A 16,968-nucleotide genomic window follows, 5' to 3' on the forward strand; every position below is an offset into this window, starting at 1 on the left:
AAGTATCTTAACATTAAGATACTTTGCAAATCTATATAAAATATCTTAATATTGAGATATATTTTGTAGTTTTATTTCTGACAAACAAGTATTTAACAATTTCGTATGACAGAAAAAGACATCATTGACAATTTAATTTCCGATTGGAAAAATCAGCGTCCAGAGCTAGATCCATCGGCTATGGAGATCGTAGGAAGAATAATGCAACTAGGAAAAAAGCTAGAGAAAAGTGCTGGTGTTGCTCTAAAAGATAGTGGCATTTATTATACCGATCTAGATGTACTAGCCACATTAAGACGATCTGGAAAACCTTATCTATTGACACCTAAACAATTACGAGAATCAGTATTGGTAACATCTGGAGCTATGACGGCGTTATTGGGTAGATTAGAAAAAATGGAACTCGTTTATCGTTCTCCGGATCCAAAAGATGGACGTATTAAGGCGGCAGCTCTCACAAAAAAAGGAGTTGAGATAATTGATAAAGCCATAGAAGTTCGTTTTGCTGAAGCTAGTCACGCCGTTAATGGTCTTTCTGAAAAAGAGCAAAAACAGCTAGTACCACTGCTCAAAAAACTATTGTTTACCGCAACCAGAGATACATAATTCTCATTTTCAGGAAATCATTGAAAACATACAAATCATCGAATTAATAAAAACACATCATTTCCATTGTGTTACCTTTTCATAATAATCCTATACAATCATATTTTTTTGTAACTTTCTACACACTAATCAATTGTATATAAAACATAAATATGAGTGAAGAAAACAACGATCTAGGTGACGATCTAAAAAAAGGAGCCGAAGATGCTGCAAAAAAAGTAACAGAAAAAGCAGGTGATTTTGCAGAAGAAGCAAAGGAAACCGCTGAAGAGTTTGTAGATGGTGTTAAAGACACTTTTAATACGACTAGTAAAGAAAACAAAAAAATACTCGCTGGTATTTTAGCAATTTTATTAGGAAGTTTAGGAATACATAAATTCATTTTGGGATATCAAAAAGAAGGTTTTATTCTATTAGGAATTTCTCTTGCAGCATATGTACTATCCTGTTTAGCGATTGGATTACTCTTTATTTGGGTGCCTAGTCTTATTGGATTAATAGAAGGGATTATCTACCTAACCAAATCAGATGATGAATTCTATCAAACCTACCAAGTAGGAAAAAAACCTTGGTTCTAAAAATAATAAAAAAGCTAGAAATTTATCTCCTAGCTTTTTTATTACATTTTAATATCGTAATATTGCGATATTAAAATATGAATATGGGAATTACCAAAACTCAAATATTTGATCAACGACAAAATGAACTAGCACAGCTATTCAAAATACTAGGTCATCCTGCTCGCATTGCTATACTGCAATACATAAGTAAACAGGACGCCTGTATCTGTAATGATTTGGTAGAAGAAATTGGTTTAGCACAAGCTACCATATCTCAACACCTTAAAGAATTAAAAAGTATAGGGTTGTTATTAGGAGAAATCGAAGGTAAAAGTATGTGTTACTGCATTAATATTGATCGATGGAATGAATTACAACAAAACCTGAATTCATTTTTTAATACTACAAAACAAAATTGTTGTTAGAACTAAAAAAACTAAAATTATGAATACATCAGAATTTATATCACTATTAGGAGAACATCAAGATAAATCATTACTCTTTGAGTATGCTCCTGGAATGTTAGTAGGTGCTAATTACCATATTACAGAGGTTAAACATGTTTCTATTGATTCTGTAGATTGTGGAGCAGGAACAGATTCCTGGAAAGAAACAATCATTCAGTTATGGGAAAGTCCAAGTGAGTTAGGAAAACGTGATTATCTTAGTTCATACAAGGCCTTAGGCATCCTACGAAAAGTAGGAACAATGACAGCGTATGAAATGGATGCTCCTGTAAAAATCGAATATGGAAACGCAATGTTTCACACTGCACATCTACATATCACCGGTTTTACTATTAATGATGGGCAATTAATCGTGAAACTTGCTGTAAACCCAACTGATTGTAAAGCTAAAGAAACCTGCGGTGTTCCAGAGTCATCTGCTGTAGAAGCAACGTCATGTGCACCAGGAAGTGGATGTTGTTAGATGAACTCCCAGATTGAAATACAATCTTTTAATCAATCAGATTGGTCACATATTTCGCGAATCTACAAAGAAGGAATTGCTACCGGCATGGCTACTTTTGAAACGCAGGTACCTGATTGGGATCAATGGGATCAAACTCATATTAGATCTTGTAGATTAAAAGCCGTTATAAACAACGAAATTGTAGGTTGGGCGGCTTTAGCACCTACTTCCAAGAGGGAGGTATATAAAGGCGTTGCAGAAGTTAGTATTTACATAACATCAAATCGTAGGAATTTAGGTATTGGTAAGTTACTTTTGACCAAACTTATTGAGGAAAGCGAAAAAGAAGGGTTCTGGACCTTACAAGCAGGTATTTTTAGTAATAATATAGCTAGTATTCAACTCCATATCTCTTTGGGATTTAGAGTCATAGGATATCGCGAAAAAGTAGGCAGATTACACAAAGATTGGTTTGACAATACCATTTTAGAACGTAGAAGTAAAATAATAATATAACCACAAAAAACACCACAGTAATGAACATTTTAGTATTATGCACAGGAAACTCCTGCAGAAGTCAAATGGCAGAAGGTTATCTAAAGCACTTTGCAAAAGACAACGCAACTATCTATAGTGCTGGAGTAGAAACTCATGGCGTGAATCCTAGAGCCATCGCTATTATGAAAGAAGATGGAATTGATATTTCTAATCACACCTCTAATAATCTGGAAGAATATTTAGATATAGAATTCGATTATATACTTACGGTTTGTGATAACGCAAAAGAAAGATGCCCTTTCTTTCCAGGAAAGGCAGAACGTTTACATTATAACTTTTTTGATCCTTCTAAAGTTGAAGGAACGGAAGAGGAAATTCACGCTGCTTTTACTAAAACAAGAAATCAAATCAAAGAATATTGCAATGCTTTTGTAAATAAGAGCATTTTACAGGCTAATTAGTCTTTTTCCAAAAAAGTTTATTTTTCGATTTTAAACCCTGGTTTAGCATAATTTTCTGGAATATTTGATGAAGGAACAGCAAGAGTATTTCCATCTCGTACTGCATGATAATGTGGAGATAAAATCTCTATACCAGCTTGATGCAATTCATTCTTAATGTTTTCATGTAATATCGAATAAATAGCAGCTGATTTTTCTGGATTTTTAGTGTATACATTCAACTCATAACTTACATAAAAATCATCTAAACTCTTAATCAAAACAAAGGGTACGGGCTCCGTTAATATTTGGTCCGTATTCTTTGCTCCTTTCTTTAATGCTTCTATCACCTCATTACTAGACACATCATATCCAATAGTAACCGAAGTATGCAAAATAACGCCCACATCTTCAGAAGCATTCTTAGTAAAATTAATGATATGATTCCCTAAAATTGAAGAATTAGGGATCGTAACATCTAAATTTTTAATTGTTCGAATCCTTGTTACCAATAAACTTCTCTCTGTTACATCTCCTATAGTATTTCCTATCTCTACCCTATCACCCACTTTAAATGGCCTCATATACGTTATTACTACACCTGCAACAATATTGGATATAGCCGAAGTAGAACCCAAAGAGAATAAAATACCAAAGAAAATAGAAAGCCCTTTAAAAGCTGGAGAATCGGAACCTGGGATATATGGAAAAACAATTATAAGTGCAAAAGCAATAATAAATACCCGTAATAAATTAAAAGTAGGTCTTGCCCAGTCCGCATGAAAACCATCTAACCTAACTGCTTCTTTTTCAAGCTCTGAAGTAACATATTTTAAAAATCGAATTAGATACTTAGTCACAAAAAAGATAACGATAATAAAAAATAAATTAGGGATGAAACCAACTAACCCTTCATATAAAAAAAGTAATGGCTTCTTTATATACCCTAAAACAACATCTGCATATTCTTTTGTTTGAGGTACAAGACTAAACAAGAAAGGAAGATAGAATATAAAAAAAATGAAGATAAACGTAATCTTTAATAACCGGATGACAAATGAGAGAATATGTTTCTCTCTTCTAGGTGTAATAAACCTGAAGAACTGAGAAAACTTTGTTCTTCCAAAAAAAATGTTATTCTCTAATTTACTTATTTTACTTTGCAACCATTTAAAAAGCTTCTTATTAAGGAACAGGAATAATATAACGCCTAATAACGCAATAGCAAAATAGATATATTGTATCACCACAGTAAGATATTTTGATCTTCAAATTAGCAAAATATATCAGTATTTTAAAAAAACAAAGGAGGAAAAAAAGGGAATATTACGATTAACTACACAAAAAAACTATCAATTACACCTGCTTATTATCTTTCCTAAAAAAATTAATAAAATTTTTCTGTAACTGACTTTACCGCACTTGGAATACCTATGATGCCATACTAATCACATTAAACTATTTACAATTTTATAAATTATAATCTAGCGGTAACATCATTCCTACTCTATGATTAGACATATATCCACTAAAAAATAGCTGATCTATAGGTGAATAATTACCAAAACCATCAATAAGAAAATAATCCGTAGATATCCACATATCGGTTTGATGTTTTTCATCATATAATATACTTACTCGCTCTACACCTAAATGTACTTTAGCAAAATTATTCAGTAATTCTACGGTGAAGTATTCATAAGGATCACCGGCAAATCCTTTGTAAAAAACTTTAAATTTATTTTCCTGTAATTTTTTAAGTGCCAAGGATCTCATAAAATGCAACTTAGATCCTGCAAAAGACTTTTCTCTTCGCACTATATACTTATTTTTTATTTTTTTGTGATACTCTTTAAAAAAACTTGTTCCAGCAAAATATATTGAATTTACCAACCTCAATCCACTACTACCTAAAGAAAATTTTAACTCAAACTCTCTAAGAAAATAAGTAATCGTGTATCCCAAATACTTGTTTTTTATAGTCAATGGAACCGATGAACTAGCATATAACGTTTTTTCGGAAGAGCTATAATACAAATGAATATCTTTCTCATTAATGATTTTACATTTTTCTTGTATCCGCAATTCTCCAATAAAATACTTCTTAAAATATCTTAGTTTTTTCTCTCTACTCCAATCATCAGTCTCAAGATATATGGGATCTAAAGATTCAATTTCTTCAGTTAAATACACTAAAACATTCTTTTGATCTACAACTTTATCAGGGTTTAAAATAACTGTTTTATACCCCAAATAAGCAACAACTATAGACTCGTTATAGTTCGTGTTTATTTCTAAAGAAAACCTCCCAAATGCATCAGTAATAGTCCCTTTGGTTGTTCCATCAAGATATACCACTACAGCTTCTAATGGTTCTTTAGTAGCATCGTCATATACAATGCCTTTGAGTTGTTGTTGGGAATATGAAAAAAGAGAAAAAAGAAATACTATATATACAGAAATTAGTCGATGAAATATGTTAGCATTACTTATCACCATTCTTAAAGTACTTCTGCTCCAATTCTGCCTGAAATTCTTCCATAACCGGTTTTACTGTACTGTCAGGAAGGTCAGCGATGCGAATATACATCAAACCATCCACCGCATTATTAAACAATGGATCGACATTAAATGCTACTACTTTCGCATTTTGTTTTATATATTTCTTTATTAAAACAGGGATACGTAAACTTCCTGGTTCGATTTCATCAATAATTTTATCGAATTTATTAAGATCACTTCTACTCTCATCAAACACGAAATCCTTATCAGCATCTTTAAGCTTTACTTTAAATTCCTTTTTCGGTCTAACATACTGTGCAACATAAGGATCATAATAATGAGATTTCATAAACTCAATCATTAATGACTTAGAGAAATTACTAAACTTATTACTGATACTTACTCCTCCTATCAAGTATTTATGATCAGGAAAACGAAGGGTACAATGAACAATACCTTTCCAAAGTAAAAACAATGGCATGGGACGCTGTTGATATTCTTTAATAATGAATGCCCTACCCATCTCAATAGATTCACTCATCATTTTATGCAATTCTGGTTCAAACCTAAACAGATCTTGTAGATAAAATCCATCAATACCAAAATTAGAATAGATTTCTTTACCCATTCCCATTCGATATGCTCCTGCCATCTTCTTAGCCCCTTTATCCCACAAAAACATATGATGATAGTAATCATCAAATGGGTCTAAATCAATAGATTGGTTTGTTCCTTCTCCAATTTCTCTAAAAGTAATTTCTCGTAATCTACCTATTTCGTGAACTACATTAGGAATACATTCTTTTTTAGCCAGAAAAACTTCATAGTTTTTACTTGCCAATAAACGCATATCGTTTTCACGACAATACGCTAATTCTGACTCAATAGAATTAATACTTCCGCCTGAGGCAATTTCTTTTGGAGACTTCGGAAGTTTTAAATTCTGTGGTATTGACTCCATCAAAGTCTTTTTCTCGTATGGATTGGCCAGCATATAGGTTTTTTTACGTAAAAAATTCGTAAAATCCTCTATGTTATCATACTCTTCCTGATCCTTGACAGAAACCGGATTTCCTATTCTAACTTTGATTACTCTATTTTCTTGTGAAAAGACTTCGCTTGGTAATTTAACAGTTCTTAAGGTACCACTTATAGAAGCAAGCTTATAAAAAAGTCTACTATTTCTAGCGTGAAAGTATATCGGAATTACCGGAACCTTTGCTTTTTTAACAAGTCTCATTGCTCCTGGCTCCCATGGTTTATCCACATAATGCTTGCCTTCTTTGAAAGTTGACACCTCACCTGCAGGAAAAATTCCCAATGGCATTCCATTTTTAAGATGCGAAATTGCTTCTCTAATTCCTTTAAGACTTGATTTTACTTCTTTCCTATTTTCAAAAGGGTTTACAGGCATAATATACTCCTTTAATGGAGTAAAATTATGTAATAGAAAATTAGCAATAATCTTATAATCTGATCGATGTTCAAACATTAATTTAAGAAGTAAAATACCATCTAATCCCCCTAAAGGATGATTAGAAAGTGTAATAAAAGCTCCTTCTTTAGGCAATCGTTTTAGGTCTTCTGGAGGGATTTCGAAAGTAACTCCATACATATCCAGAACACGCTTAACAAACTCTTTCCCATCTAAGTGACTAATACTGTCATATTGGCGATTAATTTTTGATAACCGTGTGACCTTAAGAATCATCCAGCCAATAAAAGTGCCAATAAAACCTAGTTTATCTAATTTAAGCCCTTTGGCTACTTCTTTAGAGGTGACTATCGCCATAAATACGTTTTGTGCTAACTACAAATATAGCAAAATCATTGAATAGGGTATCTTATTGTTTCGCAACCATTTGATACGTTTCTTTTGTACCCTGTTTTAGTAAAATATCCTTATTTTCTTCTAAAAACAGGATCGCTTCTTTGTTGAAGTGTCTAATGGTAAATAAAGATACATTCTTTTCGTATACAACACTAAATTTTGGCTTTAATTGCATTAGCAATTTCTTAAAATTATCGAATTTATCGTCCAAGCATACAGAAAAACTTATGGCAGAATTTTGAATAAGGTCTACTTTCAGATGATAGGTATGAAAAAGACTAAAAATTTCACTTATATTATCTTCTACTATAAATGAAAAATCCAATGAAGAAAGTGAGAGTAATATTTGATCTTTCTTAACAATAAAACAAGGCATCTGCGGCACTAATCGTTGTCCTTTTTTTACAGAAGTGCCCTCATCTTGAGGATTAAGAAACGATTTCACGTATAACGGAATCTCTTTTCGCTGTAGTGGTTGTAATGTTTTAGGATGAATTACAGAAGCTCCATAAAAAGCTAATTCTATGGCCTCTTCATATGAAATTTGTGAAAGTAACTTTGTGTTTTCAAAAACCCTCGGATCTCCATTCAATACTCCTGGAACATCTTTCCATATAGTAACGCTGGAAGCATTTGTACAATACGCAAAAATTCCTGCAGTATAATCGCTACCTTCTCTCCCTAAGGTAGTCGTAAAATTATTAGCATCTGATGCTATAAAACCCTGGGTAATTGTCAACCCCTTTTTATTGACCTTTTTGTCAATATATTGTTGTGTAGTTTCCCAATCAACCGTTGCATCACGATAATCATCGTCTGTCTTTATAATATTTCTGGCATCCAGTAAACTATTTACATAACCTTCTTTAGATAAATACTCACTAACAATTGCGGTAGAGATTAACTCTCCATAACAGACTATTTGGTCATACACATAATCATACTGTCTAGATTTATTTCTTTTAAGTGTGGTTTCCATATCCGAAATTATAGAATTGATCTTCTTAAAAACCGGATGTTGCCTGTTTTCAAAAAGATCTTCCAGTATCTCAATATGGTATTTCTTTATAAAATCTATAGAATTTTTAAGTTCTTCACTTTTGTTTAGGTAATCATCCACTACTCTTTCGAATGCATTTGTCATTTTACCCATGGCAGAAACAATAATCACAATATTAGAATCACCAACTTTCTGCAATACATCAATTACATTTCTTACTCCTTTAGCATCTTTTACAGATGCTCCACCGAATTTAAAAACCTTCATTAATTAAAATAATTTCATAACACACAAAAAATCAATAAATTAACATTAAATTTTTGAAATAAACGCTTTCAATCCTTGTTCATCCATTTGCACAACTTGCCATCCTTCCAAGATTTTAGCGCCGCTTTTTAAGTAAAAATCAATTGCAGGTTTGTTCCAATCCAAAACATTCCATTCTACTCTTTTTACTCCTTTCTCTTTTCCATATTGCATTACTCTTTTATACAAAGCCATTCCAATACCAGTTCCTCTCATAGACTCTCTCACGACCAGGTCTTCCAGATGCACTGTTCTCCCTTTCCAGGTAGAAAATCTAAAATACACCAATGCTACACCAACAATTTCTTCTTTTTTTTCTGCAACAAAACAATGAAATAAAGGATGTTCTCCAAAGCCATTACTAACAAGCTCTTCTGTGGTGACTTCTACAGCATCTGGTTCATTTTCAAAAATCGCTAGTTCTTCAATAAGTGACAGAACTTGTGGCATATCATCAGCCACTGCATCTCTAATTAAATAGTCCATAGGTCAAAAGTTTATCAAAACTATAAAATATGTATCACAATACAGACAATTTTCTAATGTTATACTTCTCTTATTTGTGTTTTTGCAAATCTTAAAAAAGTTTAACAATTTACAGTTTCGAAAACGTTATAGTTGTCTAAAAAATAATACTTTTGCACAAAATCAACATAACCGTAATGGCAAGAAAAAACCAAACTTTAGGAGAGTTTATTATCGAAAATCAGCAAGATTTTCCATATGCAAGCGGAGAGCTTTCTCGATTGATTAATTCTATTCGTTTAGCAGCAAAAATGGTAAACCACGAAGTAAACAAGGCCGGTTTGGTTGATATTACAGGAGCTATTGGTGAGACTAATATACAGGGAGAAGATCAACAAAAACTTGATGTTCTTGCCAATGAAACGTTTATCAACACACTAACGAATAGAGAAATAGTTTGTGGTATCGCTTCGGAAGAAAATGATGATTTTATAACAATTAAAGGTCAAAAAAGTGATCACAGGAACAATTATGTGGTTCTTATGGATCCACTTGATGGTAGTTCTAACATAGATGTTAATGTTTCTGTTGGAACAATTTTTTCGATTTATCGAAGAGTTACTCCTACTGGAACACCTGTAACAATTGATGATTTCTTGCAGCCAGGTAACTTACAGGTCGCTGCAGGTTATATTATTTATGGAACTTCTACCATGTTAGTATATACTACAGGACATGGTGTTAATGGTTTTACACTAAACCCTGCTTTAGGAACTTATTATCTATCACATCCTAATATGAAATTTCCTGAAGATGGTAACATTTATTCGGTAAATGAAGGTAATTATATTCATTTCCCTCAGGGAATTAAAGATTATATTAAATATTGCCAGGAAGAAAAAGACGATCGCCCTTATACCTCCAGATATATTGGTTCACTAGTAAGTGACATACACCGTAATATGATAAAAGGTGGGATTTATATGTACCCTAGTACATCAAAGTCTCCTAATGGAAAACTTCGTTTACTTTATGAATGTAACCCAATGGCTTTCCTAGCGGAACAAGCAGGAGGATCAGCCAGTGATGGATTTAGAAGGATTTTAGAAATAAAACCTACAGAATTACATGAACGTACTCCGTTTATTTGTGGAAGTAAAAATATGGTAGAAAAAGTAGAATCTTTTATGAAAACAACAGAATCATAAAAGACAGGCGGATTCCAGAAAGTCCGCGCCCTTGTTTTTTTTAGATCATTTTTATTATTGGTATCATTGAAAAATGATTGATAAATAGATTGAATACTATCAATTTTTTAGTATTCTTGTATTGCAAGATTGTAAAAACCAAAAGAGTTCCCCCTCATAACCATTTTAAACTCTAAGAGTAATAAACATATCATATTCGTCATAAAAGCAAGCGACATTTAACATTATCAGTCCATGACACCTATTTTTAATGTTTTTATGTTAAATTTACGTATAGCTCATAAAAAACAACATAAACTAACCAAAAATGGCGAAAGAAAATAAAGCTGTTGAAGAAAAAGTGGTAAACGATCCATCTTCAAAAATAGAGGCAATAAAAAACCTAATCTTCGGAGAAAATATTGCTGCCTATAATTCTGAATTTGAAACGGTAAAAAAAGATATTTCTTCTAAAAAAAGAGAGCTTGAAGATTTTATTGAAGATACTCGCAAAGAATTAAATCAGGCAATTGACAATCTTAGTACCGATATCAATATCAGAATTACCGAATTAGAAGATAATTTGGCAGATAAGGTAGCCATGCTCGATGACAAAAAAGTGGATAGAAAAACATTAGGTGATCTCCTGATTGCCATGGGAGAGAAAATCAATAAAAAGTAATCCGTCTATCCCAGATTATGGAAGAGCAGGATAAACTTAAGATTCTTAAAGAACTTCTTCTTACGGAGCAGAAGGAGTATGCCGATTCCATTGCTGAAAAAGTTGATGAACTAAGTAAAATAGTTCACCAAAAACAAGAACTTTCTCATAAGGTCGACCCTATAATAGATGACAAATTAGAAGAATTTGTGCAGGAAATACCCAAAACCCTGGGTCCAACAATTACAGAAGCTTTAAAGGAAGAAATAAAAAACTCTCAAGATGCAGTAGTAGAAGCATTGTTTCCTATTATCGGTAAAATGATAAAAAAATATATTGCTCATGAGATGAAGTTGTTAAGTGAAAATATTAACAGAAAAACCAGGCAAGCATTTTCTTTTAAAAATTGGTTTAAAAGAACCAAAGCCAGAGCACAAGGAATCAGTGATGGTGATTTAGCCATTACCGATTATGCAAAACCGAGATTAATCCAAATGTTTGTCATTGAAAAAGATTCTGGGTTATTGATTACCGATTACAGTCCACTATCTGACAACACTGTAGATAAAGATATGATTGCAGGTATGCTAACTGCAATAAAGAGTTTCGTGGAAGATGCTTTTCAGGGTGGGAATCAAAATTTGGAAACTATCGAATACGAGCTGTATACTATTCACGTACAAAATTTTTATTCTTACTATATTGCAGCTGTTATTTCTGGTGCATATAATATGATGTTCAAAGAAGTATTAGAAGATCAAATTATTGATTTTGCTCAGCATCATATTTCAAAAAGAGATATGGAAAATAGTGAGCTTTTTACTAAAAAATTAAAAAAACATTTTGAAGATGAAATTGTCTAAAAAAGTAGTGCTTTTAGGACACTTTGGGGTTGGAAAAACGTCATTATTCAGGCGTTTTATTGACAACGAATTTTCTGAAGATTATAAGGTTACGCTTGGCGTTCAGATTAAAAAGAAAGTAATCGAAATGCCAGATGGACGAGAACTTTCTATGATCATTTGGGACACTGAAGGTCATGCAGACATAGAAGACACAAGAAAATCATACCTACTAGGATCCAATGCCTTTATCTACGTATTTGATCTAACGCGAATCGACACATATAAAAATCTAAATGAAGATTTGGCATACCTAGCAAAAAACCATCCAAAGGTTAAAATCAAGGTAATAGGTAATAAATTAGATTTGGTGAATGAGAAAGAAACCCTAAAAAAGTTTAAAGAACAAGATATTGTAGTCGATTGTTTAACGAGTGCCAAAACTAATAAAAATGTGCAAGATTTCTTCTTAGATCTTGCTAAGGAAATAACTGCCTAGTGCTATGACATACCAGGAAGAAAGTTTACTATTTAACCAAAAAACACAGTGTACGATTGTTCATCACGATGGAACGATTAAAGAAACTGATGCCAATGTGTTTAAATGGAAAGTTGGAACCTCGATCTACGATGCGCATCCATTTTTTGAAATCGTAAAGAGTTTCATTGAGGTATTCGAAAAAGAAGAAACTACCTATAATTTTCCCTGTATTCACTTGGAAGATGGAAAACTTGAAACAATATGTGATGTTACCATTAAAATAAACTTAGAGGAAATCGTAATTATATTATTCGATTATTCCACAAAATATCATGAGCTCAATAAAATAGCGCAGCAAAAAAATGAATCCATTCTTAAGGCAAAGGAATTAGAACTAAAAAATCAATACCTGCTTGAAAAAGAAAAATTCAAAAACAGTTTTATTGCCAATATCAATCACGAAATCAGAACACCTCTTACCGGCATCTTGGGATTCATTGAGGTATTGGAAAAAACAAATTTAAATTTTGAACAAGAAGAATTAGCCAGAATTATAAAGAGACAAAGCTTACATCTCAATGCTTTGATTGAGGACATGGTTGATATTGCTAAAATAGAATCTGGTAAAATAAAAATTGTCGAGGAACGATTTCTATTTGTAAATGTAGTAGAAGGTTTTAAAGAGACCTATACTAAATTGGCTGAAGACAAAGGAATACAATTCGAAACGCATATAGATCCAAATATTCAAGAATATCTTATAGGAGATCGAACACGCGTATATCAGATTTTAAACAACATTCTCAATAATGCTTTTAAGTTTACCGAAGAAGGCAAAGTAAGCCTATCGGTAACCAAAAATTATCAACGTACCAATAAATTAAGTGTTAGCTTTAAGATAGAAGATACGGGATTGGGGATACACGAAGAAAATCTTACGAATATTTTCGACAGATTTACTCGTTTTAATGAGGATAAACAGATTTCGGGTACAGGATTAGGCTTAGCGATTGTAAAAGATCTGGTTGATTTATTAAATGGAGAAATTAAGGTTACTAGTACTCCCGATAAAGGAACTACTTTCGAGATCAAATTACCTTTTAAATTTGAAATCACTAAAACTACACCTGAAAAGAAAAAGAAAAAATATAACCTACCGGAATCTAAAAAGAAATTTAGAGTACTTGTGGTAGAAGATGAAGAAGCTACTCAATTTCTAATCATGAAAATATTAATTAGTCATGGGAGTTTCTTTGTAGATGTCGCTATTAATGGAACGGAAGCAATCAGTTATCTGGAAAGAAGAAACTATGATCTGGTTTTAATGGATTTAAAATTATCCAAGGTCGATGGATATCAGGCTACTCATATGATTAGAACAAATTATGGCGATAAGGTTATCTCGGAAGTTCCGATTATTGGATTTACTGCAAAAGCTACAGAAGCTGAACGTGATAAATGCCTTCGATCAGGAATGGATGATTTTATAGCTAAACCTTTCGAACAAGAAGATTTAATCTACAAAATAGTAAAACAAATAGCTAAAAAAGCCGCTTCATAAAAGCGGCTTTTTTTTTATAGATAACAATAGATAAAGCAATTTATCTATTCATATTTTTTATTTCTTCAATAAAAGTATCACTATCTACACCTTTACTAACTAATTTAAGAGCTTTATCAATAACATAGGTTACATTATCCGGAGTAAATCCAAGACCAATACCTAATTTTTCAAGCATTATTACCTCATCAGATCCTTCTATATGATCCACGTATACCATTCTTGACAAATCATACAAACGCTCTAACCTTCTATCATAACTAGTTGGAGGATTAATAGGATGAGATGCATAGTCCTTTAATATTTCTTTATAATCATTATCAGAAATACTAAGGTTTCTTGCTAATCTATCTAAAAAAGCTTTCTCCCCGTCTGTGATTACTCCGTCGCTCATTGCTATTTTTACGATAGCTGCAAAATGATCTTGATTTCTCTTCTGAAACCCACTATCAAATAAATCAGATATTGACATCATGTATTTTGTTTAATTTGCCGCAAATATAAGTAAACTAAAATCCTTTTGAAATTTAAAATTAGTGTTTTTTAAGTGTTTCAATAATAGCTGTTAATATCCATTAAACAGATTGTATCTTATAGGTATATCATTTCATCTTTCAACAAAAAGCAAAAACATCAAAGACATCATACTTTATGAAAAGTAAAACTATTTAATCTTAAAACTAATATTAAGTTTAAGCGCAAGATTATCTTCAAAATCTTCATTGGCATAAAAGCCATATCTATAAAAACCTCCTAAACCGAATCCTACATAACCCAGATTAAGATAATTAACCTTAATCAAGCTTTTTAACTCTAGTCCACTTTCTACGAAAATCTGATCCATTGTTTCAAAAGGAATCAACGTATTATTATCATTAATTAAATTACCCCATCCTATGTTTTGATGTACCACAATATCCGGTTGAAACTTTCTTACCTTAACTAATAATCCTTCGAAATTATGAGACAGAAAAAGATGTGCATATCGATCAGAAACAAATTCATAGGGAGTCATTGTCTGAAATAGGTTTTTACTATAAAATGGGTAATCTTTATCGTAATTACCACTTCCTGTAAATGACAAACCATAAGGAACAGCATTATCGATATAACCTCCTTCTATCCTATAACTAGTTTTACCTATGCTTTTGGTATAAAATGAATGGTCTATGTACCCTTCTATTTTATTATAATTAATATCACTATCCAAAACATCTTTTAACCCTTTAGAAAACGAAACTCCTATGATAGGATAATCAGTTCCTGAGCTGAATCTCTGATTAAAAGAATTGATTATCTTTTCTTTATATGCGTATCGTAGATCAAGAGATACACTGCTGTTCTTATATTTACTGAAATTACCAGTTTCACTAACAAATTCATATTCATACCTAGGATCTACTGAAGTTTGTTTAAAGGATATATCAGCTGTCAAATATTTTAAGCTCCTAAAATGAATAGCAAAGGAATGCTCCCTAATTTTATCAAAATTAAATCCCAAGTAATTCCTAAAACTTAAAAAATCTAAATCTTCTCGTTGCTTAGTATGGCTTCCTACTTCTTGTAAATTTACCTGATACTGATACCCTAAAGTTATTTCATTCTTTTTTGATAATAAATAATTCACTTCTCCTCCATATTTCCAGTCTTTATCATCAAATCCATACCCTACAAAACCGCCTAACTGCAATCGTTCATCGAACTTCTTATTTGTATACAATCCAGTTCCTAATCGAAACCCTTCATATTTATTGATCGTTATGGTTTTATTTAAATCTATATCAATCATACCCAAAGGTATTTTTCCTCTAAAAAGACTTTCAGAAAAATTTAAAAATCCATCTAAATTTACCTTCTCTCCGATGCTATCTAGCACTCTATAGGTAATCTCTTCTCTTTGGTTAAGACTTGCATTTCTATTTAAATTCCAGAACACACTATCCTTTTTAGTCGCATTCTCGGCTATGCTAACCATATCTATGGGAAAATCTTTTTTTTGCAGAAGTGTATCTAAAGAAATATTATAAATATAACTTTTGCCATCCATCACCATATTGTTTTCCTTATTTGGATATTCTGGCATCGATAATTTATAGTTCAATTGCTCAGGGAACCATATAGAATCCTGTAACAACTTATATTTCTGTTGAATTTTTAGATCAATTTTACCCTTCTGATAAGGTGACGCTATAATATTTTGTATTGCAAACTTATTTGTATTTATATATACGATTCCTTTTAATCCCTCAAAGTTTTTATTCGCCTTTGGTTGAAAGGCAATAATATGAGTTGTATCCTTTTTGTTAAGTATACTTTCCTCCAAAAAGAATTTATATTTCTTTAGACTTCCCTTAGAAATAGGATTGAGATAATTTATATCAAAAAGCTTTATAGAATTCTCATAAAAAGAAAATGGTTGAATATCTGTTGCCAAAGATGCAAATTGAGGGTTTTTGAAACCGGATACTTTAGTGCCAATTACAACTTCATTACTTAAATCTGGTTCTAAAAACTTTCTTTCAGTAATACTCTCCATAAGCATTAAATGTCCTCCTTTTAAGTTCTTTGTAAGGGTCAAAGAATCATTTCTATCTTTTGATTTTATATCAACAATAACTTTATTATAAGAATTATAAGTAAATGATGTGATACGCTCTGGATTGTTGATCTCCTTATTCTTAATAGCTTCTCTAATAATTCTATTCGCTGGATTTTCTGCAGACGAAAGAACAACTTGATCCAGTTGGTTTTCTTTTGGTATTAATTCAATAATGATATATTCACTGTTTACTACATTGATCTGTTTTTTCTCATACCCTAAATAACTACATATCATTGTTTTAATATCCACATTGGATCTAAAAACAAAATTACCGTCTATATCGGCAATTGTTCCCATTGTTTCATTATTATTAAAAATCAGTGTAGAAAAAGCGAGTGGTTCTTTGGTATTATAATCTATTACTTTCCCTTTTAGCGATTGCTGAGAAAACAATAAATTCCCAACTAGCAGAAAGCATATACCAATTATTCTGTGCATATTATTTTTTTTAGTATTTGACTCTCTTAGTTATGATTTGTTACAAATATGTATGACTATAAAAGTTAAAGAATTC

General features: G+C 31.8%; 18 protein-coding genes. 11 read left to right on the top strand and 7 right to left on the bottom strand.

Annotation, left to right across the window (positions count from 1 at the left end; translation table 11 throughout):
* The first annotated feature begins 105 nt into the window (after window positions 1–105).
* The 6 genes from Q0975_RS03395 (at window position 106) to Q0975_RS03420 (ending at window position 3,037) form a co-directional block, all read left to right on the top strand.
* The gene (locus tag Q0975_RS03395) at window positions 106–606 is read left to right on the top strand and encodes a MarR family transcriptional regulator (RefSeq protein WP_299433108.1); all 501 of its coding nucleotides are present in this window, start codon (window positions 106–108) and stop codon (window positions 604–606) included.
* Between the two features lie 152 nt (window positions 607–758).
* On the top strand, window positions 759–1,184 hold the full coding sequence (locus tag Q0975_RS03400) for a TM2 domain-containing protein (protein WP_299433111.1): 426 nt from the start codon (window positions 759–761) through the stop codon (window positions 1,182–1,184).
* Window positions 1,185–1,267: 83 nt separating this feature from the next.
* On the top strand, window positions 1,268–1,591 hold the full coding sequence (locus tag Q0975_RS03405; RefSeq protein ID WP_299433113.1) for a metalloregulator ArsR/SmtB family transcription factor: 324 nt from the start codon (window positions 1,268–1,270) through the stop codon (window positions 1,589–1,591).
* A 19-nt stretch (window positions 1,592–1,610) separates the two neighbouring features.
* Window positions 1,611–2,096, top strand: coding sequence for a DUF6428 family protein (locus Q0975_RS03410; RefSeq protein WP_299433115.1), 486 nt, complete (start codon window positions 1,611–1,613; stop codon window positions 2,094–2,096).
* Complete coding sequence (locus Q0975_RS03415; protein ID WP_299433118.1) at window positions 2,097–2,594, top strand: GNAT family N-acetyltransferase; 498 nt, start codon at window positions 2,097–2,099, stop codon at window positions 2,592–2,594.
* A gap of 20 nt (window positions 2,595–2,614) precedes the next feature.
* Window positions 2,615–3,037 carry an arsenate reductase ArsC gene (locus Q0975_RS03420; RefSeq protein ID WP_299433121.1) on the top strand — a complete coding sequence of 141 codons (423 nt, stop codon included), beginning with the start codon at window positions 2,615–2,617 and terminating at the stop codon, window positions 3,035–3,037.
* Between the two features lie 17 nt (window positions 3,038–3,054).
* Here the strand turns inward: Q0975_RS03420 and Q0975_RS03425 are convergent, their stop codons facing one another.
* The 5 genes from Q0975_RS03425 to Q0975_RS03445 all read right to left on the bottom strand — a co-directional run bounded on the left by Q0975_RS03425 (window position 3,055) and on the right by Q0975_RS03445 (window position 9,141).
* Window positions 3,055–4,011 (bottom strand): mechanosensitive ion channel family protein, encoded by a 957-nt coding sequence (locus Q0975_RS03425; protein ID WP_299433126.1) that lies wholly within the window; start codon window positions 4,009–4,011, stop codon window positions 3,055–3,057.
* Between the two features lie 475 nt (window positions 4,012–4,486).
* A complete protein-coding gene (locus Q0975_RS03430; RefSeq protein ID WP_299433129.1) occupies window positions 4,487–5,515 on the bottom strand; it encodes a carboxypeptidase-like regulatory domain-containing protein in 1,029 nt (342 codons plus the stop codon).
* Window positions 5,502–7,310: a lysophospholipid acyltransferase family protein gene (locus Q0975_RS03435; RefSeq protein ID WP_299433132.1), complete on the bottom strand. Its 1,809-nt coding sequence runs from the start codon at window positions 7,308–7,310 to the stop codon at window positions 5,502–5,504. Before Q0975_RS03435 ends, Q0975_RS03430 begins: the two co-directional genes overlap by 14 nt.
* A gap of 52 nt (window positions 7,311–7,362) precedes the next feature.
* Window positions 7,363–8,616 carry an aspartate kinase gene (locus Q0975_RS03440; RefSeq protein ID WP_299433135.1) on the bottom strand — a complete coding sequence of 418 codons (1,254 nt, stop codon included), beginning with the start codon at window positions 8,614–8,616 and terminating at the stop codon, window positions 7,363–7,365.
* Window positions 8,617–8,661: 45 nt separating this feature from the next.
* The gene (locus Q0975_RS03445) at window positions 8,662–9,141 is read right to left on the bottom strand and encodes a GNAT family N-acetyltransferase (protein WP_299433138.1); all 480 of its coding nucleotides are present in this window, start codon (window positions 9,139–9,141) and stop codon (window positions 8,662–8,664) included.
* Window positions 9,142–9,317: 176 nt separating this feature from the next.
* Between Q0975_RS03445 and fbp the strand changes: the two genes are divergently transcribed.
* From fbp to Q0975_RS03470, 5 genes are all read left to right on the top strand, one after another.
* Window positions 9,318–10,328: a class 1 fructose-bisphosphatase gene (gene fbp, locus Q0975_RS03450; protein ID WP_299433141.1), complete on the top strand. Its 1,011-nt coding sequence runs from the start codon at window positions 9,318–9,320 to the stop codon at window positions 10,326–10,328.
* A 307-nt stretch (window positions 10,329–10,635) separates the two neighbouring features.
* A complete protein-coding gene (locus Q0975_RS03455) occupies window positions 10,636–10,989 on the top strand; it encodes a fructose 1,6-bisphosphatase (protein WP_299433144.1) in 354 nt (117 codons plus the stop codon).
* A 17-nt stretch (window positions 10,990–11,006) separates the two neighbouring features.
* Window positions 11,007–11,831, top strand: a complete 825-nt coding sequence (locus Q0975_RS03460; protein WP_299433147.1) for a cell envelope biogenesis protein OmpA — start codon at window positions 11,007–11,009, stop codon at window positions 11,829–11,831.
* Window positions 11,818–12,309, top strand: a complete 492-nt coding sequence (locus Q0975_RS03465) for a Rab family GTPase (RefSeq protein WP_299433150.1) — start codon at window positions 11,818–11,820, stop codon at window positions 12,307–12,309. The genes Q0975_RS03460 and Q0975_RS03465 overlap by 14 nt, the downstream gene beginning before the upstream one ends.
* A gap of 4 nt (window positions 12,310–12,313) precedes the next feature.
* Window positions 12,314–13,852, top strand: coding sequence for an ATP-binding protein (locus tag Q0975_RS03470; RefSeq protein ID WP_299433153.1), 1,539 nt, complete (start codon window positions 12,314–12,316; stop codon window positions 13,850–13,852).
* Between the two features lie 40 nt (window positions 13,853–13,892).
* Here the strand turns inward: Q0975_RS03470 and Q0975_RS03475 are convergent, their stop codons facing one another.
* Together Q0975_RS03475 and Q0975_RS03480 are read right to left on the bottom strand one after the other, a co-directional pair.
* Window positions 13,893–14,324 (bottom strand): TerB family tellurite resistance protein, encoded by a 432-nt coding sequence (locus Q0975_RS03475; RefSeq protein ID WP_299434227.1) that lies wholly within the window; start codon window positions 14,322–14,324, stop codon window positions 13,893–13,895.
* Between the two features lie 192 nt (window positions 14,325–14,516).
* Entirely contained in the window at window positions 14,517–16,892 is a 2,376-nt protein-coding gene (locus Q0975_RS03480) for a DUF5686 family protein (protein ID WP_299433156.1), read from the bottom strand.
* Between the last annotated feature and the right edge of the window lie 76 nt (window positions 16,893–16,968).

The sequence above is a fragment of the uncultured Aquimarina sp. genome (genome assembly GCF_947500065.1).
In the GTDB taxonomy this organism is placed as follows: Bacteria; Bacteroidota; Bacteroidia; order Flavobacteriales; family Flavobacteriaceae; genus Aquimarina.

What these genes read in the sequence shown, in the direction of transcription:
- Q0975_RS03440 (WP_299433135.1), bottom strand. Translation starts at nt 8,616, where the DNA reads ATGAAGGTTTTTAAATTCGGTGGAGCATCTGTAAAAGATGCTAAAGGA.
- Q0975_RS03410 (WP_299433115.1), top strand. Translation starts at nt 1,611, where the DNA reads ATGAATACATCAGAATTTATATCACTATTAGGAGAACATCAAGATAAA.
- Q0975_RS03445 (WP_299433138.1), bottom strand. Translation starts at nt 9,141, where the DNA reads ATGGACTATTTAATTAGAGATGCAGTGGCTGATGATATGCCACAAGTT.
- Q0975_RS03475 (WP_299434227.1), bottom strand. Translation starts at nt 14,324, where the DNA reads ATGTCAATATCTGATTTATTTGATAGTGGGTTTCAGAAGAGAAATCAA.
- Q0975_RS03480 (WP_299433156.1), bottom strand. Translation starts at nt 16,892, where the DNA reads ATGCACAGAATAATTGGTATATGCTTTCTGCTAGTTGGGAATTTATTG.
- Q0975_RS03400 (WP_299433111.1), top strand. Translation starts at nt 759, where the DNA reads ATGAGTGAAGAAAACAACGATCTAGGTGACGATCTAAAAAAAGGAGCC.
- Q0975_RS03430 (WP_299433129.1), bottom strand. Translation starts at nt 5,515, where the DNA reads ATGGTGATAAGTAATGCTAACATATTTCATCGACTAATTTCTGTATAT.
- Q0975_RS03470 (WP_299433153.1), top strand. Translation starts at nt 12,314, where the DNA reads ATGACATACCAGGAAGAAAGTTTACTATTTAACCAAAAAACACAGTGT.
- fbp (WP_299433141.1), top strand. Translation starts at nt 9,318, where the DNA reads ATGGCAAGAAAAAACCAAACTTTAGGAGAGTTTATTATCGAAAATCAG.
- Q0975_RS03455 (WP_299433144.1), top strand. Translation starts at nt 10,636, where the DNA reads ATGGCGAAAGAAAATAAAGCTGTTGAAGAAAAAGTGGTAAACGATCCA.
- Q0975_RS03405 (WP_299433113.1), top strand. Translation starts at nt 1,268, where the DNA reads ATGGGAATTACCAAAACTCAAATATTTGATCAACGACAAAATGAACTA.
- Q0975_RS03465 (WP_299433150.1), top strand. Translation starts at nt 11,818, where the DNA reads ATGAAATTGTCTAAAAAAGTAGTGCTTTTAGGACACTTTGGGGTTGGA.
- Q0975_RS03415 (WP_299433118.1), top strand. Translation starts at nt 2,097, where the DNA reads ATGAACTCCCAGATTGAAATACAATCTTTTAATCAATCAGATTGGTCA.
- Q0975_RS03435 (WP_299433132.1), bottom strand. Translation starts at nt 7,310, where the DNA reads ATGGCGATAGTCACCTCTAAAGAAGTAGCCAAAGGGCTTAAATTAGAT.
- Q0975_RS03460 (WP_299433147.1), top strand. Translation starts at nt 11,007, where the DNA reads ATGGAAGAGCAGGATAAACTTAAGATTCTTAAAGAACTTCTTCTTACG.
- Q0975_RS03395 (WP_299433108.1), top strand. Translation starts at nt 106, where the DNA reads ATGACAGAAAAAGACATCATTGACAATTTAATTTCCGATTGGAAAAAT.
- Q0975_RS03420 (WP_299433121.1), top strand. Translation starts at nt 2,615, where the DNA reads ATGAACATTTTAGTATTATGCACAGGAAACTCCTGCAGAAGTCAAATG.